The 24,113-nt window shown below is 71.7% G+C and carries 24 protein-coding genes; 13 read left to right on the forward strand and 11 right to left on the reverse strand.

Annotated features, from left to right (window positions below):
* Window positions 1-30: 30 nt before the first annotated feature.
* Window positions 31-993: a LacI family DNA-binding transcriptional regulator gene (locus ACZ6RT_RS15260; protein ID WP_399189058.1), complete on the forward strand. Its 963-nt coding sequence runs from the start codon at window positions 31-33 to the stop codon at window positions 991-993.
* Between the two features lie 94 nt (window positions 994-1,087).
* Here ACZ6RT_RS15260 and ACZ6RT_RS15265 read toward each other — a convergent pair whose 3' ends face one another.
* Entirely contained in the window at window positions 1,088-1,540 is a 453-nt protein-coding gene (locus tag ACZ6RT_RS15265; RefSeq protein ID WP_399189056.1) for a VOC family protein, read from the reverse strand.
* Window positions 1,541-1,870: 330 nt separating this feature from the next.
* Between ACZ6RT_RS15265 and ACZ6RT_RS15270 the strand changes: the two genes are divergently transcribed.
* From ACZ6RT_RS15270 to ACZ6RT_RS15290, 5 genes are all read left to right on the forward strand, one after another.
* The gene (locus ACZ6RT_RS15270) at window positions 1,871-2,851 is read left to right on the forward strand and encodes a carbohydrate ABC transporter permease (RefSeq protein WP_399189054.1); all 981 of its coding nucleotides are present in this window, start codon (window positions 1,871-1,873) and stop codon (window positions 2,849-2,851) included.
* Window positions 2,835-3,695: a carbohydrate ABC transporter permease gene (locus ACZ6RT_RS15275; RefSeq protein WP_344905588.1), complete on the forward strand. Its 861-nt coding sequence runs from the start codon at window positions 2,835-2,837 to the stop codon at window positions 3,693-3,695. Before ACZ6RT_RS15270 ends, ACZ6RT_RS15275 begins: the two co-directional genes overlap by 17 nt.
* Before the next feature lie 61 nt (window positions 3,696-3,756).
* The gene (locus tag ACZ6RT_RS15280) at window positions 3,757-5,028 is read left to right on the forward strand and encodes an ABC transporter substrate-binding protein (protein WP_470154010.1); all 1,272 of its coding nucleotides are present in this window, start codon (window positions 3,757-3,759) and stop codon (window positions 5,026-5,028) included.
* A 73-nt stretch (window positions 5,029-5,101) separates the two neighbouring features.
* Entirely contained in the window at window positions 5,102-6,397 is a 1,296-nt protein-coding gene (locus ACZ6RT_RS15285) for a Gfo/Idh/MocA family protein (protein WP_399189049.1), read from the forward strand.
* A gap of 229 nt (window positions 6,398-6,626) precedes the next feature.
* Window positions 6,627-7,136, forward strand: coding sequence for a hypothetical protein (locus tag ACZ6RT_RS15290; protein ID WP_470154011.1), 510 nt, complete (start codon window positions 6,627-6,629; stop codon window positions 7,134-7,136).
* A 237-nt stretch (window positions 7,137-7,373) separates the two neighbouring features.
* Here ACZ6RT_RS15290 and ACZ6RT_RS15295 read toward each other — a convergent pair whose 3' ends face one another.
* Window positions 7,374-8,015, reverse strand: a complete 642-nt coding sequence (locus ACZ6RT_RS15295; protein ID WP_470154013.1) for a TetR/AcrR family transcriptional regulator — start codon at window positions 8,013-8,015, stop codon at window positions 7,374-7,376.
* Between the two features lie 88 nt (window positions 8,016-8,103).
* Between ACZ6RT_RS15295 and ACZ6RT_RS15300 the strand changes: the two genes are divergently transcribed.
* Window positions 8,104-8,469: an SgcJ/EcaC family oxidoreductase gene (locus ACZ6RT_RS15300; RefSeq protein WP_470154014.1), complete on the forward strand. Its 366-nt coding sequence runs from the start codon at window positions 8,104-8,106 to the stop codon at window positions 8,467-8,469.
* A gap of 345 nt (window positions 8,470-8,814) precedes the next feature.
* Here ACZ6RT_RS15300 and ACZ6RT_RS15305 read toward each other — a convergent pair whose 3' ends face one another.
* A complete protein-coding gene (locus tag ACZ6RT_RS15305; protein ID WP_470154016.1) occupies window positions 8,815-9,582 on the reverse strand; it encodes a GbsR/MarR family transcriptional regulator in 768 nt (255 codons plus the stop codon).
* Window positions 9,583-9,957: 375 nt separating this feature from the next.
* On the opposite strand from ACZ6RT_RS15305, the gene ACZ6RT_RS15310 reads away from it, so the two are divergent.
* The 4 genes from ACZ6RT_RS15310 to ACZ6RT_RS15325 all read left to right on the forward strand — a co-directional run bounded on the left by ACZ6RT_RS15310 (window position 9,958) and on the right by ACZ6RT_RS15325 (window position 14,832).
* Window positions 9,958-11,193 carry a serine hydrolase domain-containing protein gene (locus tag ACZ6RT_RS15310; protein WP_470154075.1) on the forward strand — a complete coding sequence of 412 codons (1,236 nt, stop codon included), beginning with the start codon at window positions 9,958-9,960 and terminating at the stop codon, window positions 11,191-11,193.
* 244 nt (window positions 11,194-11,437) lie between these two features.
* Window positions 11,438-12,256, forward strand: a complete 819-nt coding sequence (locus ACZ6RT_RS15315; RefSeq protein WP_399189038.1) for a PIG-L family deacetylase — start codon at window positions 11,438-11,440, stop codon at window positions 12,254-12,256.
* Between the two features lie 227 nt (window positions 12,257-12,483).
* Entirely contained in the window at window positions 12,484-14,136 is a 1,653-nt protein-coding gene (locus ACZ6RT_RS15320) for a penicillin-binding transpeptidase domain-containing protein (protein WP_470154018.1), read from the forward strand.
* A 75-nt stretch (window positions 14,137-14,211) separates the two neighbouring features.
* The gene (locus tag ACZ6RT_RS15325) at window positions 14,212-14,832 is read left to right on the forward strand and encodes a phosphoribosylanthranilate isomerase (RefSeq protein WP_470154020.1); all 621 of its coding nucleotides are present in this window, start codon (window positions 14,212-14,214) and stop codon (window positions 14,830-14,832) included.
* Between the two features lie 146 nt (window positions 14,833-14,978).
* On the opposite strand, the gene hydA is transcribed toward ACZ6RT_RS15325, so the two are convergent.
* The 7 genes from hydA to ACZ6RT_RS15360 all read right to left on the reverse strand — a co-directional run bounded on the left by hydA (window position 14,979) and on the right by ACZ6RT_RS15360 (window position 21,683).
* Entirely contained in the window at window positions 14,979-16,373 is a 1,395-nt protein-coding gene (gene hydA / locus ACZ6RT_RS15330; protein WP_470154022.1) for a dihydropyrimidinase, read from the reverse strand.
* Window positions 16,370-16,759, reverse strand: a complete 390-nt coding sequence (locus ACZ6RT_RS15335; protein ID WP_470154024.1) for an allophanate hydrolase-related protein — start codon at window positions 16,757-16,759, stop codon at window positions 16,370-16,372. Before ACZ6RT_RS15335 ends, hydA begins: the two co-directional genes overlap by 4 nt.
* Before the next feature lie 11 nt (window positions 16,760-16,770).
* Entirely contained in the window at window positions 16,771-17,958 is a 1,188-nt protein-coding gene (locus ACZ6RT_RS15340; protein WP_470154025.1) for an NAD(P)/FAD-dependent oxidoreductase, read from the reverse strand.
* The gene (locus ACZ6RT_RS15345) at window positions 17,955-19,484 is read right to left on the reverse strand and encodes an FAD-dependent oxidoreductase (RefSeq protein ID WP_470154027.1); all 1,530 of its coding nucleotides are present in this window, start codon (window positions 19,482-19,484) and stop codon (window positions 17,955-17,957) included. Before ACZ6RT_RS15345 ends, ACZ6RT_RS15340 begins: the two co-directional genes overlap by 4 nt.
* Window positions 19,474-19,752 carry a (2Fe-2S)-binding protein gene (locus tag ACZ6RT_RS15350; protein WP_399189025.1) on the reverse strand — a complete coding sequence of 93 codons (279 nt, stop codon included), beginning with the start codon at window positions 19,750-19,752 and terminating at the stop codon, window positions 19,474-19,476. Before ACZ6RT_RS15350 ends, ACZ6RT_RS15345 begins: the two co-directional genes overlap by 11 nt.
* Window positions 19,753-19,832: 80 nt before the next feature.
* The gene (locus ACZ6RT_RS15355) at window positions 19,833-20,891 is read right to left on the reverse strand and encodes a dihydrodipicolinate synthase family protein (RefSeq protein ID WP_470154029.1); all 1,059 of its coding nucleotides are present in this window, start codon (window positions 20,889-20,891) and stop codon (window positions 19,833-19,835) included.
* 321 nt (window positions 20,892-21,212) lie between these two features.
* The gene (locus tag ACZ6RT_RS15360) at window positions 21,213-21,683 is read right to left on the reverse strand and encodes a DnaJ family domain-containing protein (protein WP_470154030.1); all 471 of its coding nucleotides are present in this window, start codon (window positions 21,681-21,683) and stop codon (window positions 21,213-21,215) included.
* A gap of 213 nt (window positions 21,684-21,896) precedes the next feature.
* Between ACZ6RT_RS15360 and ACZ6RT_RS15365 the strand changes: the two genes are divergently transcribed.
* Entirely contained in the window at window positions 21,897-22,460 is a 564-nt protein-coding gene (locus ACZ6RT_RS15365; protein WP_399189018.1) for a carboxymuconolactone decarboxylase family protein, read from the forward strand.
* Window positions 22,461-22,510: 50 nt separating this feature from the next.
* Here ACZ6RT_RS15365 and ACZ6RT_RS15370 read toward each other — a convergent pair whose 3' ends face one another.
* Complete coding sequence (locus ACZ6RT_RS15370) at window positions 22,511-22,927, reverse strand: hypothetical protein (RefSeq protein ID WP_470154031.1); 417 nt, start codon at window positions 22,925-22,927, stop codon at window positions 22,511-22,513.
* A gap of 375 nt (window positions 22,928-23,302) precedes the next feature.
* Between ACZ6RT_RS15370 and ACZ6RT_RS15375 the strand changes: the two genes are divergently transcribed.
* Window positions 23,303-24,097 (forward strand): SDR family NAD(P)-dependent oxidoreductase, encoded by a 795-nt coding sequence (locus ACZ6RT_RS15375; RefSeq protein WP_470154033.1) that lies wholly within the window; start codon window positions 23,303-23,305, stop codon window positions 24,095-24,097.
* Window positions 24,098-24,113 lie beyond the last annotated feature (16 nt).

A 24,113-nucleotide genomic window follows, 5' to 3' on the forward strand; every position in this document is an offset into this window, starting at 1 on the left:
CCTGCAAACGGTTGCGTTAGGGTGTGCGGCATGTCAGTGACCATCCGGGACGTCGCCCACGCGTCAGGCGTTCATGTGTCGACGGTCTCCCGGACCTTCTCGGCTCCCCATCTGGTCAACGCCGAGACCCGGACCCGGGTGCTGGCGGTGGCCGAGGAGCTCGACTACCGGCCCAACCGGGCGGCCCGTTCGCTCAAGACGGGCCGTACCAACAACATCGGGCTGATCGTGCCCGATCTGGCCAACCCGTTCTTCTCGTCGCTGATCAAGGCGGCCCAGGCGGCCGCCCGCCGCCAGGACTACCACCTGTTCGTGGCCGACACCGACGAGAACCCGTCGGAGGAGGAGGAGCTCATCCTGGCCTTCTCCAAACAGGTCGACGGCATCGTGCTGTGCGGGCCGCGCCTGTCCAACAAGGCGCTGGAGAAGCTCTCCGAGAGCGTCTCGTTCGTGCTGGTCAACCGGCTCATCCGCGGGCTGACCACGGTCGTGATGGACGTGGCCCACGGCGCCCGCGTGGCCGTGGAGCACCTGACCGCGCTCGGCCACCGGCGCGTCGCCCTGGTGACGGGCCCGGCCGGGTCGTGGACCAGCGGCGAGATCCGCAGGGCCGTCGCGGAGATCCCCGGGCTCGACGCGGTCGTCATCGGCCCCAACCCTCCCACCGAGGAGGGCGGCATCGCCGCGGCGGCCAGGGTCGCCGAGGCGGGGGTGACCGGCGTGCTCGCCTACAACGACCTGCTCGCCATCGGCATCATCGAGGGACTGGAGGCGCTCGGGGTCGACGTGCCGGGCGACGTCAGCGTGATCGGCTTCGACGACAGCGCCACCGGCCGGCTGTACCGCCCCAAGCTCACCACGGTCGCGATGCCCGCCGGCGCCGCCGGCCGGATGGCGGTCGACCTCCTCATCCAGTCGATGAGCGCCGCGACCGTCCTGGAGACCCACCTGGTGGTCCGTGACTCCACCGCGCCCCCGAAGGGGACCGCCTGAGCGGCGGTCCCGCCGGGAGGCCGCCGGCACCGGAGTCCATCGGCCGCGCCCCGGAGGTGGAAGGCCGCCCGTCCGCGGTGGGCGGCGGCCGGGCCTACGTCGCGCAGAACTCGTTGCCCTCGGGGTCCCGCATGAGCCACCAGTGCCCGGCGGGCCCCTTGTCGATCTCGCGGACGCGGGCCGCCCCCAGCCCCTCCAGCCGGGTCACCAGCCCGTCGAGACCGCCCGGCCCGGAGTGGACGTCGACGTGCAGGCGGTTCTTGCCGGACTTCTTCTCGGGCACGTCCTGGAAGAGCAGCCGCCGGCCGTGTCCGATCCCGCTGACCTCGTCGAACGGGTCCTCGGGGTGGCGGATCGCGGCGTAGCCGCGGAAGATCCTGCGCCCGCGGTGCTCGGCGACCGCCTCCTCGCCGAGGTGACCGGCGGCCAGCAGCCGCTCGATCAGCGCGCCGGGATCCTCCACCTCGTACTCCAGGGCCGCGGCCCAGAAGTCCGCCAGGGCGGGCGCGTCCGTGCTGTCGATGACCAGTTTCCATGTCAATGCCATGTAACCAGTTATAAGGGTTACGCAAACGCGGCCGCAACCGACGGGCCTGCGAGGCCGGCGCGGGGTTCCGCCGGGGGCGGCCACCAGGCGATTCCCGCCCGGAGCACGGGGGAACGATCACCGTCCGTTACTGCAATCGGTTGTATTAACTGGTATTGGAACGAGATTTTTCCGCTCGTCCTCCGGCTGTCGAAGTGCGACTTGAACTGGGAAAACGTGAAAATCCAGCGTTGCGACTCGTGAGCCAGCTCACTGCAAAGGGTTGACGTCCCGGCCGGTAAAGCTATAGGAAAAGCGCTACCAATTCACCGACTCCCCGAAGGGCCAGTGATGACGCTGAGTCCCGCAACGGCGGGGACGACCGAAGTGCCGGTCACGCCCCCCGAAAAGGTGGATCCTCCCGACCACCGGCGCATCAAGAGCTCCCGCAGCCGATCTCAGGCGCGGGCGGCCTATCTGTTCCTGGCCCCTTGGTTCATCGGCCTGTTCGCGATCACGCTCGGACCGATGATCGCCTCGCTCTACCTGTCCTTCACCGACTACAGCCTCCTGACCGAGGCGCAGTGGGTCGGCTGGGACAACTACGTGAAGATGTTCACCCAGGACGAGCGGTTCATTACCTCGCTGCAGGTGACGACCACCTACGTCGTGGTGTCCGTCCCGCTGCAGCTCGCCTTCGCGCTGGGACTGGCGCTCGTGCTGGACCGGGGGCTGCGCGGCCTGCCGTTCTACCGCTCGGTCTTCTACCTGCCCTCGCTGCTGGGAGGCAGCGTGGCGATCTCGATCCTGTGGCGGAAGATCTTCGGCACCGACGGCATCGTGAACTCGTTCCTGGGCCTGTTCGGCTACGAGGGCCAGGGCTGGGTGACGAGCCCGGACACCGCGCTGTGGACGCTGATCATCCTGCACGTGTGGACGTTCGGAGCCCCGATGGTCATCTTCCTGGCCGGGCTCCGCCAGATCCCGCAGAACCTCTACGAGGCGGCCTCGGTCGACGGCGCCGGCAGGTGGCGGAAGTTCCGCTCGATCACCCTGCCGCTGCTCACCCCGATCATCTTCTTCAACCTGGTGCTGGAGGTGATCAAGTCCTTCCAGTCCTTCACCCAGTCGTTCATCGTCAGCGGCGGCAACGGCGGGCCGGTGGACTCGACCCTCTTCTACACGCTCTACCTCTACATCAAGGGCTTCAAGAACTACGAGATGGGCTACGCGGCCGGTATGGCCTGGGTGCTGCTGCTCATCATCGCGGTCCTGACCGGTGTCAACTTCCTCATGTCTCGATTCTGGGTTTTCTATGGCGACGACAAGTAAGCGCGTGCCGGTCCTGTTCCGGCCCGCCCCGCGCCTGGTCAGGCACGTACTGCTGATCGCCTTCGGGCTGTTCATGCTCTACCCGCTGCTGTGGATGATCTCCAGCTCGATCAAGCCGGAAGAGCTGATCTTCCGGGAGCCCGGGCTGGTGCCGACCGAGGTGACGGGTGCCAACTACACCGAGGGCTGGGCCGCGCTCAAGCACACCTTCGGCTACTACCTGTGGAACTCGGCCGTCATCACGGTCCTGGCGGTCGTCGGCAACCTGCTCGCCTGCTCGCTCGCGGCATACGCCTTCGCCCGGCTGGAGTTCCCGCTGAAGAAGGTGTGGTTCGCGATCATGCTCGGCTCGATCATGCTGCCGCACCACGTCACGGTCGTCCCGCAGTACATCATGTTCGCCAAGTTCGACTGGATCAACACGATCTGGCCGATCATCGCGCCGAAGTTCCTCGCCACCGACGCGTTCTTCATCTTCCTGATGGTCCAGTTCATCCGGACCCTGCCCAGGGAGCTGGACGAGGCGGCGGCGATCGACGGCGCGGGTCACTGGCGCACGTTCATCCGGGTGATCATGCCGCTGTGCGTGCCCGCGCTGGCGACCACCGCGATCTTCACCTTCATCTGGACCTGGAACGACTTCTTCACCCAGAACCTCTACCTGACCAACTCCGACAACCTCACCGTGCCCGTCGCGCTCCGCCAGTTCATGGACTCCAGCGGTGAGTCCTCCTGGGGGCCGCTGTTCGCGATGTCGATCATCTCCCTCGGCCCGATCTTCGGCTTCTTCCTCGCGGGCCAGAAGTATCTCGTCCGGGGCATGGCGACCACCGGTCTCAAATAGTTCCACCGATCACCTGACATCCACCCCCCATCCTCCCCACCTCTATCCTTCGAGGCGTCTCATGAAGATCATCAAGGCGGCCACCGCCGTCACCCTGCTCGCGATATCGGCCACCGCCTGCGGCAGCGGCGGCGGCGGTGAGGCCGGCGAATCCGGCGGGAAGACGAAGGTCGTCTTCTCGTACTGGGGCAGCGACGCCCGGCAGAAGCTGACGGAGTCCGCCATCGCCGCGTTCGAGAAGAAGAACCCGACGATCGACATCGAAGGCGACTTCTCCGACTGGGACAGCTACTACGAGAAGCTGGCCACCAAGTCCGCGGCCGGCGACGCCCCCGACGTCATGTCCATCGAGATCCGCGGCCTGGCCGAGTACGCCGGCCGAGGCACCCTCGCCGACCTCAACGGCAAGGTCAACACCACCGACCTCGACCAGGACGTGCTCAAGGCCGGCCAGGTCGACGGCAAGCAGTTCGCCATCCCCACCGGCGTCAACACCTTCCCGATGATCGTCAACAAGGCGACGGTGGAGAAGGCCGGCGAGAAGGTCCCGGACGACACGAGCTGGACCTGGGACGACTACATCGCGCTCTCCCAGAAGATCACCGAGAAGGGTGACGGCAAGGTCTGGGGGACCGAGTACAACGAGAACCCCGCCTTCCTGCAGCTGTACGCCGCCCAGCGCGGGGAGCAGTTCTACAAGGACGGCAAGATCGGCCTGTCGGAGCAGACCATCAAGGACTGGTGGGCCCTCCTGCAGAAGATCATCTCCACCAAGGCCGGCCCTGACGCCGCCCAGATGCTGGAGACCGGCACCAAGGTCGACCAGGCCCTGCTCGCCACGAACGCCAGCGCGTTCGGCAGCTGGTGGAGCAACCAGCTCACCGCGCTGAGCAAGGGCGCCGGCCAGGAGCTCGACCTGCTGCGGATGCCGAAGTCCGAGGGCGCGACCACCGCCGGCATGTTCCTCCAGCCCGCGATGTACTACACGATCTCCGCCAGGACCGAGAAGGCCGACGCCGCCCAGAAGTTCGTCGACTTCCTCGTCAACGACCCCGAGGCGGGCGGCATCCTGCTCAGCGACCGCGGCATGCCGACCAACGCCAAGGTCGTCACCGCCATCAAGGACAAGCTGACCCCGGCCGACCAGAAGGTGCTCACCTTCATCGACTCGATCAAGAGCGAGCTGAGCCCGATCACCGTTCCGCCGAAGGGCGCCATGGAGATGGAGGACATCCTCAAGCGCGCCACCGACTCGGTGCTGTTCGGCAAGGCCACCGCGGACGACGCGGTGAAGGCCTTCATCACCGAGGCCAACGCCACCCTCACCAAGTGACGATCGTTCTCACCTGACGTGCCGTACGGCTCACACCGAGCCGTACGGCACGGTCGTCTCCACCATTCTCTTCATGGGGTTCTTGATGCGATACGCCTTCGTCGGACTCGGCCACCGGGTACAGCTGTACATCGACGCGCTGCTCGGGGAGTGGAGCGACACCGGCGAGATCGTCGCCCTCTGTGACGTCAACCGGACCCGGATCGGCTACTACCTCGACCGCATCGGCCACGACGTCCCGTCCTTCGCGCCGCACGAGTTCGACAAGATGCTCGAACTCGCCGACGCGGTCGTGGTCGCCACCGTCGACGCCACCCACGCCCGATACGTCGTCGCCGCGCTGGAGGCGGGCAAGGACGTCATCGTGGAGAAGCCGCTGTGCACCACCGCCGAGGACTGCGCGGCCGTCATCGAGGCCGCCGAGCGGAGCACCGGCCGGCTCGTCGTCACCTTCAACTACCGCTACTCCCCGCGCAACAGCGCCGTCCGCCGGCTGATCGCCGACGGGGCGATCGGCGACGTCACCTCCGTGCACTTCGAGTGGGTCCTGGACACCATCCACGGCGCCGACTACTTCCGCCGCTGGCACCGCGACAAGGCCAGCTCCGGCGGCCTGCTGGTGCACAAGTCCACCCACCACTTCGACCTGGCCAACTGGTGGCTGGCCGACACCGCCACCTCGGTCTACGCCCGCTCGGCGCTGCGGTTCTACGGGGCCGACAACGCCCGCGCCCGCGGCCTGGGCGACCGCCCGGAGCGCGCCGCCGGCGCGCCGGGGCTCGGCACCGACCCCTACCTGCTCGACATCTCCGCCGACCCCCGGCTCAAGCGCCTCTACCTGGACGCCGAGCACGAGGACGGCTACCACCGCGACCAGGACGTGTTCGGTGAGGGCGTCACCATCGAGGACAACATGGCCGTCCTCGTCGGCTACTCCCGCGGGGCGATGCTCACCTACTCCCTCAACGCCCACGGCCCCTTCGAGGGCTACCGGGTGGCCGTCAACGGCACCGGGGGACGGCTGGAGCTGGAGGTCGTCGAACGCGCCTGGACCCCGCCGCGGGCCGCGATCGACCCGACCGCCGCAGACAAGTCCCGCGCCCCCGGCGCCTCCGAACGGCTCGTCCTGCACCGGCACTGGAACGAGCCGGAGGAGATCGCCATCTCCTCGGGCGCGGGCGGCCACGGCGGCGGCGACGCCCTGATGCTGAACGACATCTTCCGCGGCGCCGGAGAGGACCCCCTGGGCCGCCAGGCCGGGCACCGCGCCGGTGTCGCCAGCGTGATGGTCGGGGTTTCGGCCAACCTGTCCGCCGCGAGCGGCGCTCCCGTCCTGCTGGAGGACGGCGGCACCCGGCAGGCGAGCTGACGCCGGACGAGGGCGCGGGCGCCCGGCGGGAGCGCGACGTCTCCTGCCACCTCGCCGCATCTCACGACATCTCACGATATCGAGCGGCGCGCGTGCGGTGGACAAGAAGACTGAAAGCGCGTTGCAGGCGGATCGGGTTACCACTGTGGACAGAACCCGACGACACGTCGTCCGCGGCCGGGCCCACCGGTTCACCACGGACGGCGTCGTCCCCACCGAAGGAGTCCCGGTGAACCGTACCGTCCGCGTTCTCGGAATCAGCGCCACCACCGGAGTCCTGTTCCTTGGCGTTCTTGCTCAGAGCGCCACGGCGACGGCCGCCCGGGCGACCTCGCAGCAGAACTGGCACGCGACCGGCACCGTCGTGTTCGACATGATGGACTACGAGCGGTTCGGCAGGAACGAGCGGTGCACCCACAGAATCCCGATCAGCAACACCGGGCGCGTCGGCGGACCACCCGTGAACCACTGGTACTTCGGGAAGTGCGGCGGGGAGATCCGAACCGAGATCCACTACCGGCTCCAGCGCTCCGGCCACGTACTGACGCTGGACAACATCAGCATCAGGTTCTTCGAGGGCGACAGCGCGGAGACCAACGCGCTGAAGGGCGTGGGGAGCATGCCCAGATCCTTGATCTGGCCGGGCCAGAGCGTCACCAAGCAGGTCCGGGTGCAGAACGACGTGGACAGGGTGCGCGACGACCGGACCGTCGTGACGTTCACCCTGCGCAATCGGTGAGTGGTGACGAGGCGCGAGTCGTTCCCTGAGCGGCTCGCGCCCCACGTCTCATCGCCCGCCGACAGCGCACGCGACGACGGACGGCCCGTCGGGACCGTTCCTCGCCGGGGAGGCGATCGTCGAGGCGGTCCGGTTCCGGCAGGCCATGGTCCGGCCGGCCGCCCGGATCCCTCCGAGATGGAGGACGGGCCGGAGATCGCAGTCCCGTTCCAGGCTCTTGGGTGCCGCGTACGGCCTCTACTGCCGTGACCAGCGGTCGGTGAAGAGTTCCTGGCCCGGCGGGGAACCGGGCAACGGGTCGTGTCCCGGCCGCAACCCGTCGAGCGCTATCGCGATCAGCCGCCGACGAGCCTCGGCGGCGGCGGGCAGCAGGTCGTCCCTGCCCTGCTTGCGAAGCTGATCGACCAGCGGGGAACGGCCGAGCTGCTCGATGAGCAGCGAGATGTCGACCGAGGTCACCTCCTTGCGCAGGACGTCGGCCCGGTGTGCTCGTCGTACCAGCTCGTCGAGCAGCTCGTCGCCGCGGCGGGCCTTGGCGCTCATCTCCTGGGTGACCTCGATGGTGCCGGCGACGGGCGCCAGCGAGCCCTGCCCGAACTCGACGCAGCCGCGGATGAACGCCGCCAGCCCTGCCCATGGGTCGGGGTCGGCCAGGCCCTGCTCGGCCGCTTCGTTCCAGTGGTCGAGGGAGAGGAGGCTGAGCTGCTGGAACAGCTCTTCCTTGGTCCTGTAGCGGCGGTAGAGGCTGCCGATGCCGACGCCTGCCCGGGTCGCGATGGCGGCGACGGAGGCGTGCGCGCCGTCTTCCGCGAGCACGTCGCGCGCGGCTTGGAGCAGTGCGCGGTCGTTGCGTTCCGTGAGGTCTCTGCGTGTGGTCATCGCCACGGAGTCTAACAGTTGCGGAGCGATTCGCTCCGATATACCTTCAAAGCGGAGTGAATCGCTCCGCTAGTTTAGGAGATGCGACATGAACCCCGATGTCAAGGCGATCGAGCACGTCGTCCGCGACGCCGAAGAGCTGCAGAGCGACGTGGCCGGTTTCACCGGGCTGCTGACCGAGGAGGTGTCCCTGGTCAACTTCATCGGGATCCGGCTGCGTGGCCGCGACAAGGTCAGGGAGGCCATGGCCAAGGCGCTGCGCACCCCGCTGAAGGACGTGCTGACCAGGAACGAGCTGCTCGACGTCACCTTCCTGCGACCGGACGTGGCGATCGCGGGCCTGATCAAGCACGTCAACGACGGCCGTACCGGAGCGCTGACGTTCGTGCTGGTCAAAGAGGACGGCGCCTGGCGGATCGCGCTGGCTCAGACCACCCCGGTGCTGACGTCGTGAGCGTGGTCCCGGTCATCGGAGCCCCCGGCCGGCAGGGCGGTGTCGCCGCGCGTCACCCGTCGAGCCCCGGCCGGCAGGTCCGTGCCGGAGGCTGAAGAACACCGGAACGGAAAGTCCCGCCGAGCGCGCCGGGCCGGTCTTCTCGGCGTGCCTTTCCGTTCCGATGCCTCCCGGCCGACGAGGCGCGCAGGCGGGTCACCGTCGGGTGGTGGCCGGCCTTTTCCGTCTGCGGAGCCGTGGTGCGCGGAGCCGGCCGGCGCGGGCCGCACACCCGCGGGGGATCGGGAGCCCCCTGCCACCCGATCACCACGGGTCCGGACCGGCCCTTCGGCGCCGTGGGTGTCCTCACGCCGGTGACGGCTCCGAGGAACCGTCACCGCCTCCGCCGCCCGGGTGCCGGGCGCTCCGCGCGGCCGGGCCCCGCCGCCACTGCTCGATGACCTGCCGGAAGGCCTCGCTCACGAGGAGAAGGAGCTCGGCGGAGGACTCGAAGCGGGCGCCCGCCGGGGTCGCGGCCCCGAGAATCTCGGCTCCGCGCCGCGACGCGGCCGCGAGGGCTTCGTTCATCTGCAGGGCCGCGAGGATGGATCGGAGCCAGATCTCGTCGTCGGCGACATAGCGTTCGCGCCGTACGCCGGGATCCCGCTCCCGGCGGAGCATGCCCTGCTGTTCGAGGTAGGCGACGGCGTGCGAGACCGACGCCGGGCTGACGCGAAGCCGCTGGACCAGGTCAGCGGCGGTGAGGGCGCCGGAGTCGGTGGTGTACAGGCAGGCCAGCACCCTGGCCTCCATCCGGGGCAGTCCCTGCTGGACGAGCAGGGCGGTGAAGGACTCCGTGAAGTCCTGGACCGCCCGGGGGTCCCGTCCGTGGCCGCTGTCGGGGATGGGCGGCGCCGGAGGCCGGGCCTGCCCGCGCCGGCGCGCACGCTGCCGTGTGGCCTCCTGTGCCCGGTCCGCGCTGTAGCCGTCGGGCCCGCCGTTGCGGGTGACCTCCCGCATGACGGTCGAGGCGGGACGCCCCAGGCGCCGGCCGATCTCTGCGTATCCGAGTCCCTCGGCAAGCCCCGCGGTGATGCGCCGGCGGTCCTCGCCGGTGAGTCTGCCTCCGGGCATCGGCGCTCGTCTCCTGTCTGACGGCATGCTCAGGGCTCTGTGCGTGCGTACTCGCTGCACAGTATGCATTCACGTGCACCCCATTGCAATGCAAGCCCGATCCGCCATTGCATTCAGCTACAGAGTCATTGCAAAAAAAGCTCAATTTGCCAGCTAAAGCAGAGGTTTCTGCCTTCCTTCTGCGTTGACGAATTTGTAAATGCAATGTAGCGTCACAGACGTTCAGGGATTCCCGAACGATGGCGGACGCCGGTGGCGCCGCAGGGGATCCCGTGACCGAGTTCCCCCGACCCCCGTGCGCCGCTCGTCGAAGTCATGAGCGCCAGGCCTGGGGCGGGTCCGGCGGATCGAACGCTGTACGCAAGGAGATTGATGATGGGACAGGGCAACGGCGGCTTCTCCGAGGCGGGGCTGCGCAGACTGCGCGAGGTGCTGACCCGGCATGTCGACTCCGGGAAGGTCCCCGGGCTCGTCGCCCTGGTCGGCCGGGGCGACCAGACGCACGTCGAGGCGATCGGGACGATGCGCCATGACGGTGGCGCGCCGATGCGCCGGGACACGATCTTCCGGATGGCCTCGACGTCCAAGCCGGTCGCGATGGCGGCGGCGATGGTCCTGCTGGACGAGTGCAGGCTGCGGCTGGACGACCCGGTGGATCCGTGGCTGCCCGAGCTGGCCGACCGGCGGGTGCTGAAGCGGATCGACGGCCCGCTGGACGACACCGTGCCGGCGCGGCGGCCGATCACCGTACGGGACCTGCTGACCTCCACGTTCGGGCTCGGCATGGACATGACGGCGCTGGGTGCTCCGATCATGGGCGCGATCTTCGAGCAGGGGCTCACGCCCGACCTCCCGGAGCCGATGCCCGAGCCGGACGAGTGGATGCGCCGCCTGGGCACACTGCCGCTGATGCACCAGCCCGGGGAGCACTGGCAGTACCAGATCAGCCACGACGTGCTCAGCGTGCTGGTGGCCAGGGTCGCCGGCCGGTCGTTCGAGACGTTCCTGCGCGAACGCGTCCTCGACCCGCTGGGCATGAAGGACACCGCCTTCCACGTGCCCGCCGACGAGATCGACCGACTGCCGGCCCTGTACGCCCCGGATCCGCAGACCGGCGAGTTCCACGTGTGGGACGAGGCCGAGGGCGGGCGCTGGAGCAGCCCCCCGGCGTTCCAGGGCAGCGGCGGCGGGCTGGTCTCCACCGCCGACGACTACCACGCCTACTTCCGGATGCTGCTGAACCACGGGATGCACGGGAACGAACGGATCCTGTCCCGGCCCGCCGTCCAGCTGATGACCACCAACCGCCTCACACCCGAGCAGCAGGCACCCCGGCACGCCATGGCCGTCAACAACGTCCATCTGTCATTCGGCCAGGGCCAGCACGGCGGCTGGGGCTTCGGGATGGCGGTGCGCACCTACCGTGGTGACTACGCGCCCGTCGGCCAGTTCGGCTGGGACGGCGGAAGCGGCACCTCGACCTACGCCGACCCGGAGAACCGGCTCACCGGGATCCTGCTCACCCAGGTCGGGATGTCCGTCCCGAATTCGGCTCACGTCATCCACGACTTCTGGACCACGCTCTACCAGGCGATCGACGACCGACGGTGAGGCGCCGGTGGCCGGGTGGGGTTCCCCGGGCCGCGCCCGGCCGGCGCGGCGCCCAGGTGGGCGTCGTCGCCGCATCCGGCATCGGCCACCGATCCGGCGCGTCCTCACCGGGAACGGCGCCTTCCGGCCGGGGAGTGACCGGCCGTCGTCGTTCACGATGGTTCACCTGCCGCCCGGGGCTGTCGGAGGGCCGCCATAGAGTGGGCCGATCCGCAGCGCTTTCCTGAACGAACGGGTGGAGATCATGAGCGAAAAGTTGACCTTGATGGCCGTGCACGCCCATCCCGACGACGAGGTCCTCGGGACGGGCGGGATCTTCGCCCGGTACGCCGAGGAGGGCATCCGCACCGTCCTGGTCACCTGCACGAACGGGGAGCAGGGGGACGCCCCCGGCGGGGTGAAGCCCGGCGAGCCCGGCCATGACGAGGCGGCGGTGAGCGCGCTGCGGCTGGAGGAGCTCCGCGCGTCCGTGGCCCACCTGGGGATCGAGCACGTGGAACTGCTCGGCTACCGCGACTCGGGCATGGACGGCTGGGACGGGAACAAGGCCGAGGACGCCTTCGCCAACGTCCCGGTGGAACGGGCCGCGGCGCGGCTGGCCGAGCTGATGGAACGCTACCGCCCGCAGGTCGTGGTCACCTACGACGAGAACGGCGGCTACGGCCACCCCGACCACATCCAGGCGCACCGGATCGCCATGGCCGCGACCGAGGCCTGCGGGATCCCCGCGAAGCTGTACCACACCGCGGTGCCCCGCGAGGGGATCGCCGAGCTGTTCGAGCTCCTCCGCGCGGCCGGGGTCCCGTCCGAGGAGCTCGAGCTTCCCGACGACTTCGGGGTCCCGCAGGAGCAGATCACCGCGATGATCGACGTGGCGCCGTACGTTGAGCGCAAGCGCAAGGCCCTGGAGGCGCACGCGAGCCAGGGGGACAGCATCTTCATGCTGCGCATGCCCCCCGAGGCGCAGCAGCAGGTCCTGGGGACCGAGGCGTTCATCCGCGTGATCAACCGCGTTCCCGGGGCGGCCGACCGGGAGGACGACCTCTTCGACGGCCTCCGCTGAGGGCCGCGTCCCCAGCCGTCCCCAGCCGTCCCCAGCCGTCCCCGACCGTTCCTGGCCGTCCCCCGGTCGTCCCCGGCCCTCCCTGACCGGGAACGGCCGGGGGACGGCAGGGCACGCCGAAGCTACGCTCCGGTACCGATGTCCGGAGAAGCCTGGTTCGCCATGGTGCCCGCCTTTACGATCTTTTCTCTGGTGAGCAACCGTGGAAACCCAGGGGAGTAAACGGTATGCGGGATCGACGGCTCCTCGCGCTGATCGTGTCGGCGGTCATGATCGTCATCTTCGGTGCGTACGCGGTGGTGGCGGCTCCCGGCAGGGGCGTGGCCTCCCCGTCGCCCCGCCCCCTGCCCGCCGACGCGGCCGAAGACGCCGCCGGGGACGCCGAGGAGACCGGAGAGGCGGAGGAGGCCGAGGGGGCGCCGTCCTCCGCGGCGCCCTCCCCGCCCTCCCTGTCGCCGGTCCCGGTCACGCCGACCCCGCAGGAGGGACCCGAGTGGGCCGGGCGGGGCTACCTCGCCGCCTGGCAGGCCGGTGACCTCGCCGCCATGACAGCCCTGGTCGCCGATCCACCGGCCGACCTCGCCGACCGGCACCGCCGGTTCGACACCGAGCTGCGGGTCACCTCGCTCTCCCTCACCGCCGGTGAGCTGCGCGCGCAGGAGACGGAGACGGCCGAGCTGTCCTTCAACGGGGTACGGGAGGTCACCGGGCTGGGCCGGTGGCCCTTCGCCTCGGTGCTGCGTCTGGCGCTGCGCGACGGGACGTGGAAGGTGCTCTGGTCCCCGGAGACGATGCATCCCTCGCTCAAGGACGGCGGGAGCCTGCGGCTGAAGGAGAGGGAGGTCCGGACCCCGGCCACCCTCACCCGCGAGGGACGGCCGTTCCCCCGGGAGAGCAGGGCGGGCGACTACTTCACCGGCCTGGACGGGATCGCCGTCGAGGTGAAGCTGCTGGAGGAGCCGTCGGGCAGGACGCTGCAGTCCTCCCGGCCCGAGAAGCGGTCCGGGGCCAGGACCACGATCTCCCAGCCCGTGCAGGCCGCCGCGGCCCGGGCCCTTGACGGGAGCGTGCGGCCCTCCGCGATCGTGGCCGTGGACGTCCGGACGGGCCAGGTGCGCGCGGTGGCGGACTCGCTGGGCGGACGGAAGGCCTTCAACGGCCTGTACCCCCCGGGGTCGACGTTCAAGGTGGTGACGGCCGCCGCGCTGCTGCGCTCCGGACTGACCCCGGACTCACCGGTCGCCTGCCCGGCCTCCTACACCCTCCCGAACGGCAGGCCCTTCACCGACTCCGACGGGATCGACCACGGCACCGTCCCCCTGAGCACGGCCTTCGCGCTGTCCTGCAACACCACCTTCGCCCAGCAGACCTACGAGCGGCTGCGCGACGACCGGCTGCGCGCCGAGGCCGCCGACCGGTTCGGCTTCCGGGAGAAGCCGGGACTGAGCACCTGCCGGATCCGGCCGTACACGACCCCCGACGAGCTGGGGTCCGACGCCATCGGCCAGAACTCCGTACAGGCCAGCCCGCTCTGCATGGCCGAGACGGCCGCCGCGGTGGCGAGCGGCGTCTGGAGGCCCGCCATCATGACCGAGCGGCCTCCCGCGGACTCGCCGCAGCCGGTGCCGCTGGACGACGGCGTGGCCGGGGGCCTGCGGACGATGATGGACGCCGTGGTCGCCCGCGGCACTGCCGCCCAGGCCGGTCTGCCCGCGGGTACGGCGGGCAAGACCGGCACCGCCGAGGTCGAGGGCGGCGAGGACCACGCCTGGTTCATCGGGTACCGGGACTCCCTGGCCTTCGCGGTGTTCGTGGAGCACGGCGGAGCCGGGGGACAGGTCGCGGCACCGCTCGCCGCCAGGTTCCTGAACGCGCTGTGACCCCCCTCCCGCGGTGACCCGGTCCGTCACGACGGCGGGAGCGGGCGGGCAGGATGACGGGCTACCGTACACAGGGTGTACGTGAAGATCTGCGGGCTCCGCGAGCCCGGACATGTGACGGCCGCCGTCGAGGCGGGCGCCGACGCCATCGGATTCGTCCTCACCAGGAGCTCGCGGCGGGTCACCCCCGCGCGGGCGCGGGAGCTGGCCTCGGCGGTCCCGGAGCACGTGCTGACCGTGGCGGTGTTCGCCGGGGAACCGCCCGGGGAGGTCCGCGCCGCCGCGCTGGAGGCGGGCGTGCGCGGGATCCAGCTGCACGGCGACCACCCGCACGAGGACTTCACCGCGCTCGAGGACCTGGGCCTGACCCTGGTCCGGGCCGGGGTGGCCGGCACCGACCTGCGCTGCGGCGCCTTCGACGAGGACCTGCTCATCGTCGACGCGCCCAGGCCCGGCTCCGGGGAACCGTGGGACTGGGCGGCGGTGCGCGGGCGCCCGCAGGGCCGCTGGATGCTGGCCGGAGGGCTGGACCCGTCGAACGTGGCCGGGGCGATCGCCGCCGCCCGCCCGTGGGGGGTGGACGTGTCGAGCGGGGTAGAGGTCGCGCCCGGGGTCAAGGACGCCGGGCTCATCGCGGACTTCGTCACCGCCGCCCGCGGCGCGGCCGGGACGGCGGTGGGGGAGGGCGACGGCTGAGCGACGCCCCGGTGGGGAACGGCGGCGTCGGCGGCGGGCCCGGAGCAGGAACGGGCTCAGCGCAAGAACGGGCTCGCAGCAGGGACGGGCTCACAGCAGAGACGGGCTCAGAGCAGGGACCGGAGGGGTTCGGATCGGGGACGGGGTCACAGCAGGGACGGGGTCAGCGTGATCGGTCCCGCCGCGATGTGCCGCCCGCGCGGAGCCGGGTCGGTGAGCACACCGTCGTGCACCACCACCCGCCCGCCCACCAGCACGGTCCGCGGGCGCCCGGTCAGCGTCATGCCCTCGTACGGGGTGTAGTCGGTGGCCATGTGCAGGTCGCCGGAGGTCACCGTCCAGCGCGCCGAGGGATCCCAGATCGCGATGTCGGCGTCCGCCCCCGGCATCAGCGTGCCCTTGCGGGGATAGAGGCCGTTGGTCCGTGCGGGGCCGGCCGCGGTGAGCTCGACGAACCGGGTGGCCGGCAGCCCGCGGCCCGCGACGAACTCCGAGAAGATCACCGGGAGCCTGGTCTCCACCCCGGGCAGCCCGTTCGGCATGACCCGCACGTCGGAGCGGCGCGACTCCTTCTGCGCCACGTCGTAGCAGCAGTGGTCGCTGCCGATCGTGGTGATCTCCCCGGTGAACAGGTGGCGGGCCAGCGCGTCGACCACGCCACGGGGACGCAGCGGAGGGCAGCAGACGAACCGCTCCGGAACCGGCCCGCCGTACAGGCCGTCGTCCAGCACCAGGTGGTGGGCGACCGACTCGGTGAAGGCGGCGACCCCGCGGCGCCTGGCCGCGGCCACCAGCTCCACCGCCTCCGCGGTCGACTGGTGGACGAAGTAGACCGGGGCGCGCAGCGACTCGGCGATGGCCAGCACCTCGGCCACCGACGCCGTCTCGGCCAGTTCCGGCCGGGTCGCCGCCATGTGCTCGGCGCCGATCCGGCCCGAGGCCGCGCAGCGCTCCTGGGCGTCCACGATGATGTGGTCGGCCTCGCAGTGGATCACCACCAGGCCGCCCAGGTCGCGCAGCACCGTCATGGTCCGCAGGATCGTGTCCTCGTTCGCCATGGTCTCGCCGCGGTAGGTGGTGAACATCTTCACCGTCGGCATGCCGTCGGCGACCAGCGCGGCGAGCTGGGCGGGCACGGTCGCGTCCCACTCCACCACGCAGGCGTGCAGGGCACTGTCGCACAGTCCCTGCGACGCCTTGGCCCGCTGGGCGTACGCCACGTCGGCGGGCGCCTGACCGGGGCGCGGGATCGCGAAGTCCACGATCGTGGTGGTGCCGCCGAACACGGCCGCCGTGGTGCACCGCGCGTAGTCGTCCAGCGAGGTGAAGTCGCCGGAGGTGAAGCCGACGTGGCAGTGCGGGTCGACGCCGCCGGGCATCACCAGCGCGCCGCCCGCGTCGATCTCGACGGTGCCGGAGGGGGCGGGCGTGCCCGGCTCGGTCAGGGCGACGACGACGCCGCCCGCCACGAACACGTCCGCCCGGGCCGACCACCCGGCCTCCACCACGGTGCCGCCGCGTACCACCAGCGAGGCCCTCACCGGGCGCTCCGCCCGAGGTGGGCCCGCCAGCCGCCGGCCTCGCTGATGTCGGTCACTCCCGGCGCGGAGATCGCCTCGGCGCGCATCCGCATGCAGAGCGACCCGCTCCCGTCCGACAGCTCGATCACCCCCAGCTCCAGCTCGGGCGGTTCCCCCGGCAGCAGGCGCTCGCGCAGGATCTCGTAGGTGACCTCGTACAGCTCGCCGGGCACCGCGTGCCCGCCATCGGGGACGGGCGACAGGCCGGGGAACTCGTCGCGTACCGAGTAGAACCGGTAGCGGGGGGCGGTCTCGGCCGGGCCGAGGAACCTCGCCCCGGCCAGCGCGTCGTTCAGGCTGCCGCCCGACATCGCCTGACCGTTGACGAACATGCGCAGACTCTCCACCTGGTCCTCCTTCATCGGGTGCCCCGGCCGCCACGAGGGCTCGCGGCGAGCGGGTCGAACGGGTCTCGCATCAGCCGGTCCGGGCCCAGGTCGGCGACGTTCACCGGCGGTGGCGTCCCCGCGACCAGGTGGCGCAGCGTCTCGCCCCACAGGGGGGCGAAGGTGAAGGAGTACGTGCCGCCCGCCACCAGGAAGCCCGGCGCGCCCGGCACCTCGCCGATCACCGGCATCTCGTCGGGGGTGGCCGCCAGCGGTCCCGCCCACATGCGCAGCAGCCGCAGGTCCCGGACGAACGGCAGGATCCGCACGGCGAGCGCCATGTTGCCGACCAGGCCGTCCACGCCCGCCTCGCTGCGGCCGTCCAGGTCCATGGTCCTGGCCGGCCAGCCGCCGCCGACCAGCAGGTTGCCCGCGGTGACCTGCTTCACCGACAGGCCCTCGCCGATGTGCTGGACCAGGTGCGGCAGGACGGGGGCCGAGCGCACGGTGGCGTGCATCTGGATCGCCACCGGCGTCATCCGCAGCCCGATCCCGGCCATCGCCGCGATCCCGCCCAGCCAGGGACCGGCGACGTCCACCACCACCGGGGCCTGGACGACCTCCCCACCCGCCTCGACCCGCCAGGTCCCGCCGCTCCGGGTGACCGCGGTGACCGGCGCGAACGGCACCAGCCGGGCCCCGTGCCGCGCCGCGTCGGCCAGGTAGGCGGGGGTGACCTTCAACGGGTTGGCGTACCCGTCGAGGCCGCACCAGGTGGCCGCGGCGACGGTCGGGCCCAGCGACGGCAGCGCCGAGCGGGCCGCGTCGCCGTCCATGACCTCGGTCGCGATCCCGGCCGCGGTCTCCCAGGCGTGCTTGTCGTGCAGTTCTCGTACCTGGGCCTCGGTCTCGGCGATGGTGAACCCGCCGCTGCGGCGCAGCTCGACGGAGGCCTCCAGCTCGTCCTCGACGGTCTCCCACAGGTCGCTGGCGGCCCGCTGCAACGGCAGGAAGCGCGCGCTGTCCAGCGGTACGGCCTGACCAGGGCGACGGGTGTGCACGGCCTGCATGTGCAGGTTGCCCGCGGTGGTGCCCGACCCCTCGCGGCCGGGGGCTCCGCGTTCCAGCACCGTCACCCGGTGCCCGTCGCGCGCCAGCCGGCTCGCCGTGGCGGCGCCCAGCACCCCGGCGCCGACGATCACCACGTCGGACGTCCTCACGTCGTCGTCCCGTCGGCGCGGCTCTCCGCGATCTCCAGCAGTGTCGCCACCGGTACCGGCCTGACCGGTGTCCGGGAAGGGAACGCCTCCACCGGCCGGTCCGCGGTCTCCCCGGGCCGGGCGGCCCTGACCAGCGCGGAGACCGCGAAACCGCACTCGCGGCCCTGGCAGGGGCCCATCCCGGCGCGGGTCCACGCCTTGGTGGCGTTCAGGTCGCCCCCGGCACGCGCGGCCGCGGTCTCGCGGATCTCTCCCGCGGTGATCGCCTCGCACCGGCAGACCGGGGTCTCGTCGGGTACGGAGGCGGCCAGCGTGTCCAGGAGCAGGGCGGGACCCGGGTAGATCGAGCCGGTGAGGGCCGCGAAGTGTTCCGCCCGCCGCCGTGCCCTCGTCCACCGCCGGATCTCGGAGGCGGGCACCGGTCCCCGCCCCTTCCCGAGGGCCGGGGCTCGTGGACCGTCGCGGTCTCCGGCGTCGTCGCGTCCGCGGGTGTCGCCCTGTTCCCGGGCCAGGGCGCCGTGTTCCCGGGCCAGGATGTCGTGGGCGGCGGCCATGCCCCGGGCGACGGCCGCGTGCACCCCGCCGACGCCCGCGGCCTCGCCCACGACGTAGACCTCGTCGCGCGAGGAACGCCCGGCCGGGCCGGTGAGCGGTGACACCTCCCCGGTCACGGCGTCGGTGCCGGTCGCGCAGCCCAGCATGCGGGCGAGGTCGGTCTGCGGCCGGAAGCCGTACCCGACGCAGAGCGCGTCCACCTCGACGGTGCGGATCGGGCGTCCCGGCGTCGCGGCCGAGGCCAGCGTCACCGACGAGACGCGCTCCCGACCGTCCGCGCGCAGCACCACGGTCCTCTGCCAGAGCGGCACCCGGGCGCGGGCGAGCCGCGCCGCGTACCCGGCGAGCTCGCGCAGCCGGGCCGGGTGCAGCAGCGCGCCGGACGCGCGCGGACCCGGACGGTACGGCGTGCCGACCTCGGCGATCCCCGCGACCGTCACCCCGAGGGCGAGCAGCGAGCAGGCGACCGGCAGCAGGAAGGGACCCGAGCCGGCCAGCACCACCCGGTCGCCGACCGAGGTGTGGTCGGCGGCCAGATGCTGGGCGAAACCGGGAGTGGTCACACCGGGAAGCCGCCAGCCCGGGAAGGGGAACACCCGCTCGTAGGCCCCGGTCGCCAGGATCACGTACCGGCCGCGCAGCCGCACCGCCCGGCCCGCCGCGTCGGACGCCAGCAGCGTGCTCCCGTCGTCGGCCACCCCCCACACCAGGTGGCCGGTGCGGCACTCGACGCCCGCGGCGCGCACCCGGCCGATCAGCCGCCCGCCCTCGGGGCGGTGGTCTCCCCACACCCGCGCGACCTCGGGCGCGGGACGCCGGTAGTACTGGCCGCCCAGCTCGGGTTGCTCGTCCAGGATCGTCACGGTCAGCCCGGACGCGGCCAGCCGGGCCGCCGCGGTCAGACCGGCCGGGCCGCCCCCGACGATCACCACGTCCCGCCGCACGACCGCCCCGTCGCCGTCAGCCGCCATCGGGACCCTCCGAGAGGGCGGCCGTGTCGACCCGCATGCCCGGGTGGATCCTGGTGAGGCAGGCGCGGACCCCGGCCCGGCCGTCCACGGTCACCTCGCACTCGAAGCACACGCCCATCCCGCAGAACGGGCCACGGAGCGCGCCGTCGACCGGGTTGCGGCCCAGCGTCCAGTGGCGCTCGCCCACGAGGGCGGCGGCCAGGGTGACGCCCTCGACGGCGCTGATCACCCGCCCGTCGACCACGATCGTCGCCCTCCTTGCGGTCACCGGCCCCGTCCCGTCCGCCGAATCCTTTCCGCGCTTCGGGTTCGTTCCGCGTGCCGAGCCTCCCCGGCCCGCCGACCCCGTCACGCGCGGGTCTCCTCGCGGCCCGCGCCGGCATCGGGCGTCGCCGCCTCCGACGCCACCGGACCGGACTCCCGCGCGACCGGACCGGACTCCTCCAGCGCCGCGACCAGGCCGGACTCTTCCAGTACGGTTCTGATCGCGCGGAGCGTCCCCGGGTCGGAGATCGGCAGCAGGGGCGGGCGCACGTGCCCGCCGGGCTGGCCGAGCAGGGACATCGCGGCCTTGAGCTGGGCGATGGGGGAGCCGTGCACGCCGCTGTAGTCGGGAGCGACGAGACGGCCGGACAGGCCCGCGTACCGGTCGGCCCAGGCGCGGGCGGACTCGCGGTCGCCGGCCGTCACCGCCTCGTAGTAGGGGACCGCGAAGGGAGCCCCGACGCCGCCGCCGTCGATGTTGCCGTCACCGCCGAGTCCCAGCAGGACGGCGAGGCCGCGCCGGTGCAGGAAGCTGCCGAACACCCGGACACGGTCGCAGACCGCCTCGACCGTGCCGAGCATCCTCAGCCAGTCGCCGGTGCTGTCCTTGATCGCGACCACGTTGTCGAGGTCGGCCAGCCGTTCGGTCAGCCCGGGGTGGGCGGAGATGTCGACGGCGACGCCGCGCGGCCAGTTGTAGACCATGAACGGCAGGTCCGTGGCCGAGCCGACCCGGTCGTAGAAGGCCACGATCTCCTCGGGGCCGGGATGCACGTACGGAGGCGGTGTGGCGAGCAGGCCGTCGGCACCGGTCTCGGCGGCGTGCCGGGCGAGGTCGATCGCCTCGCCGGGCGTGTAGGCGGTGACGCCGACGACCACGGGGAAACGGCCGGCGACCTCCCGTACCGCGATCTCGGTGACGCGGCGGCGCTCGGCCGGCGTCTGGCTGAACCACTCGCCGGTGCTCCCGTTGACCAGGACGCCGTGCACCCCCTGGGCGGCGTACAGCCGGAGCAGCGCCCGCCAGGCCCCCTCGTCCAGCGCGCCGTCGGCGGTGAAGGGGGTGGGGGCGGCCGGCCAGTAGCCGTGCCAGGTGACGTCGTCGCGGTCCATGGGGTTCCCGGGGGTCGGTGCGAGGAACAACCTGCAGATTTTACGGAATCGATTGCACCAGGTTGCTGCACGACCATCTTTCCGGTCAAGCAGGAAATATGTTCTTAACAGGTGTTATTTCCAGAAGTCATCGGCGTGCGACGCGGGAGAAGGGGGCGGTCCGGGAGTTCCCGGGATCGATTCCATGGACGAGGCGCCTCTCGGCGCCTGGTCGACCCGCGCGCCCGGGGACCGGATCCCGGGCGCGCGGGTCGGCCGCGCATGAACCGGCGGGGGAGCCGGCCGCGCATGAACCGGCGAGCCGGCCGCGCATGAACCGGCGGGGGAGCCGGCCGTGCATGAACCGGGGGGTCAGCCGCGCATGAGCCGGCGCAGGAGGGAGCGTCGCCGGACGGGCGGTTCGGGGGCCGGTCTCTCCACGGCGGGATGGCGGGCCCGCCAGTCGGCGACGACCTCGTCCACGTCGAAGAGCGGCTGGAGGAGCGGCGGACCCGACAGGGTCCTGCCGTGGCTCTCGCGGATCCGGCCGTTGATCTCCTCGATGATCCGGCGCGCCTCGGCCTCCGTCCGCGCGTCCGCCGCGGCCACCCGCGCCTCCTCGGCGTCCTTGCGCAGCGCGAGCGTCCCGGGAAGCGGGAACGACAGGTTCTCCGCTCTCATCTTCTGCTTGACCCACCACATCTCGTCGGGCTGCCTGCCCGCGTCGGGGAGGGGCTTGCCGGCCCCCGGCAGGTTGTCGAACTCCCCGCGTTCGGTGGCCTCGCGGATCTGCCGGTCGATCCACGTCTCGAAGCTGACCCCGGGCGGTTTGCGGTCCGTCACGGTCGGGCCTCCTGTCGTGGTCGGTGACACCTTCGAGGGTAATCGGCGGTGCCCGGTGGGGCTCTCCGCGGCCACCGGGGTGCACGGATCCCGGCCTTGCCAAAATGGTCAACCATGTTTACGGTATGGACAACCACATTGACTGTTTCTGGTGCGTGCGGACGCCGAGCCCGGCTCCGGCGCCCGCCGAACCCCGCAGAGAGAAGGTCCCCCATGCCCTCCGACGTCTTCGTCGCCCACACCGCCGAGAGCGCGCCGCCCGAGATCCGCCCCACCATCGAGGGCGTGACGCGGAAGTTCGGCCACCTTCCCTCGGCGGTGGCCCTGATGGCCGAATCCCCGCAGCTGCTCAAGGGGTTCCTGGCGGCCTCGGCGTCGTTCGAGCAGGCCACCCTCGGCCCGCTCGAACGAGAGATCGTCATCCTGACGGTCGCCACCCGGAACCGGTGCCACGTCTGCGTGGCGCTCCACACCGCCACGCTGGCCGGGCTGGACGCCCCGCCCGAGGTCGTCGAGGCGCTACGGTCGCGGAAGCCCCTGGCCGACACGCGGCTGGAGGCGGTACGGCTCTTCACCCTGGCCGTCATGGACCGCCAGGGTGCCGTGGACGACAACGAGATGCGGGCGTTCCTCGACGCCGGCCACACCGCCCGGAACGCGCTCGAGGTCGTTCTCGGGGTGGGGACCTACACCATCTCCACGTTCGCCAACCGGCTCGTCGACGCGCCCCTCGACCCCCAGATGAGCGCCTTCGCCTGGGACGGCGGAGAGGCCTGACCGGACGGCCCGGGTCAGGCGGCCCGGGTGGGCGGCTCAGTTCAGGCGACTCAGGTCAGGCGGCTCAGACCGTCGGTGATCGCCTGGCGGAGCATGTCACCGTACGCACCCTCGGGGAGGTCGTGGACCCGGTCGGAGGCCAGCCGGAAGTGGCGACGGGCCTCGTCGGGATCGCCCAGCAGCTCGTGGGCGGCCCCCATGTTGACGTGGAGCGAGGGGTAGAACGGGAGAACCCGCTCGTCCGCCACCGCGTCGGCGTGCTTGAGCGAGATCTCGTTCCAGCGCAGGGTCTCCTCGGCGGACTCCTGGTGGCGCGCGACGTAGTGGGCCGCCACACAGGCGTCGAAGTCGTCGGTCCGCTCCAGCCACGCCTGCTCGAACAACCGCAGCGCGTCCTCGGGACGGCCGTCGGCCTCGGCCTCCATGCCCTCGGCGCAGAGCTTGATCACCGGGTTGTCAGGGTCCACGATCCCCACCTTCCTGTCGTACGGGACCGGCAGACTACGGGCCGGGACCGACAGAACCGCGACCGGCGGGACCTCGGCCCGGTCGCTCCGCCCGCCGGGTGCTCGCGCGCCCGTCCAAGAGTTTCCCAACTCCCCGCCAGGACACCGTCACCCGGCGGGGAGAACGCCGTCCCCCGCGTCCGCTCCCGCACAATGACCACGATCCCGCGTTCACGCCGCCCGGCGCGGGGACGGGGACGGGCCGGTGGACGGGGCGACGCACCGGGGACCCTGCCGGGCGACACGGTGGAGCGCCGCTCCGTCCTGTGGTCCCGCCGTCCGGCCGGGCGGGCGCACGCGGGGGCGGTTCCACGACGGGCATCAAGGACGTGACGCATGCACATCGATCTCACCGGCAAGACGGCGCTGGTCACCGGATCCACCCAGGGGATCGGGGCGGCCATCGCCACCGGCCTGGCCCGGGCGGGCGCGACGGTGGCCGTGAACGGCCGCACCCCCCAGACGGTGGAGGCCGCCGTCGGCGCGCTGCGCCTGAAGGTCCCCGGCGCGCGGGTCGTCCCGGTCGCCGCCGATCTCGCCACCCAGGCGGGTGCGGACCGGGCCGTCGGCCTCGTACCGGAGGTCGACATCCTGATCAACAACCTCGGCGCCTTCGGGGTACAGGACGCCCTGGAGATCACCGACGACGAGTGGCGGCGCTTCTTCGAGGTGAACGTCCTGGCGGCGATCCGCCTCACCCGCGCCTACCTGCCGGGGATGACGGCGCGCTCCTGGGGCCGCGTCCAGTACATCGCCAGCGACTCCGCGATCGTCACGCCCCTGGAGATGATCCACTACGGGATGTCCAAGACCGCGCTCCTGGCGGTCTCGCGAGGCTTCGCCAAGAAGGCCGCGGGCAGCGGCGTCACGGTCAACTCCGTCATCGCCGGTCCCACGCACACCGAGGGGGTGGAGGACTTCGTCTACGAGCTCGTCGAGCGTGACCTGTCCTGGGAGGAGGCCCAGCGCGCCTTCATGCGGGGACACCGTCCCCAGTCGCTGCTGCAACGGCTGATCGAACCGGAGGAGATCGCCGACATGGTCGTCTACCTCAGCTCCCCGCAGGCCTCGGCCACCACCGGCGGCGCGCTCCGGGTCGACGGGGGGTACGTCGACGCCATCGTTCCCTGAGCCCCTGAAGCCCTTG

The organism is Streptosporangium sp. NPDC050148 (assembly GCF_055586505.1).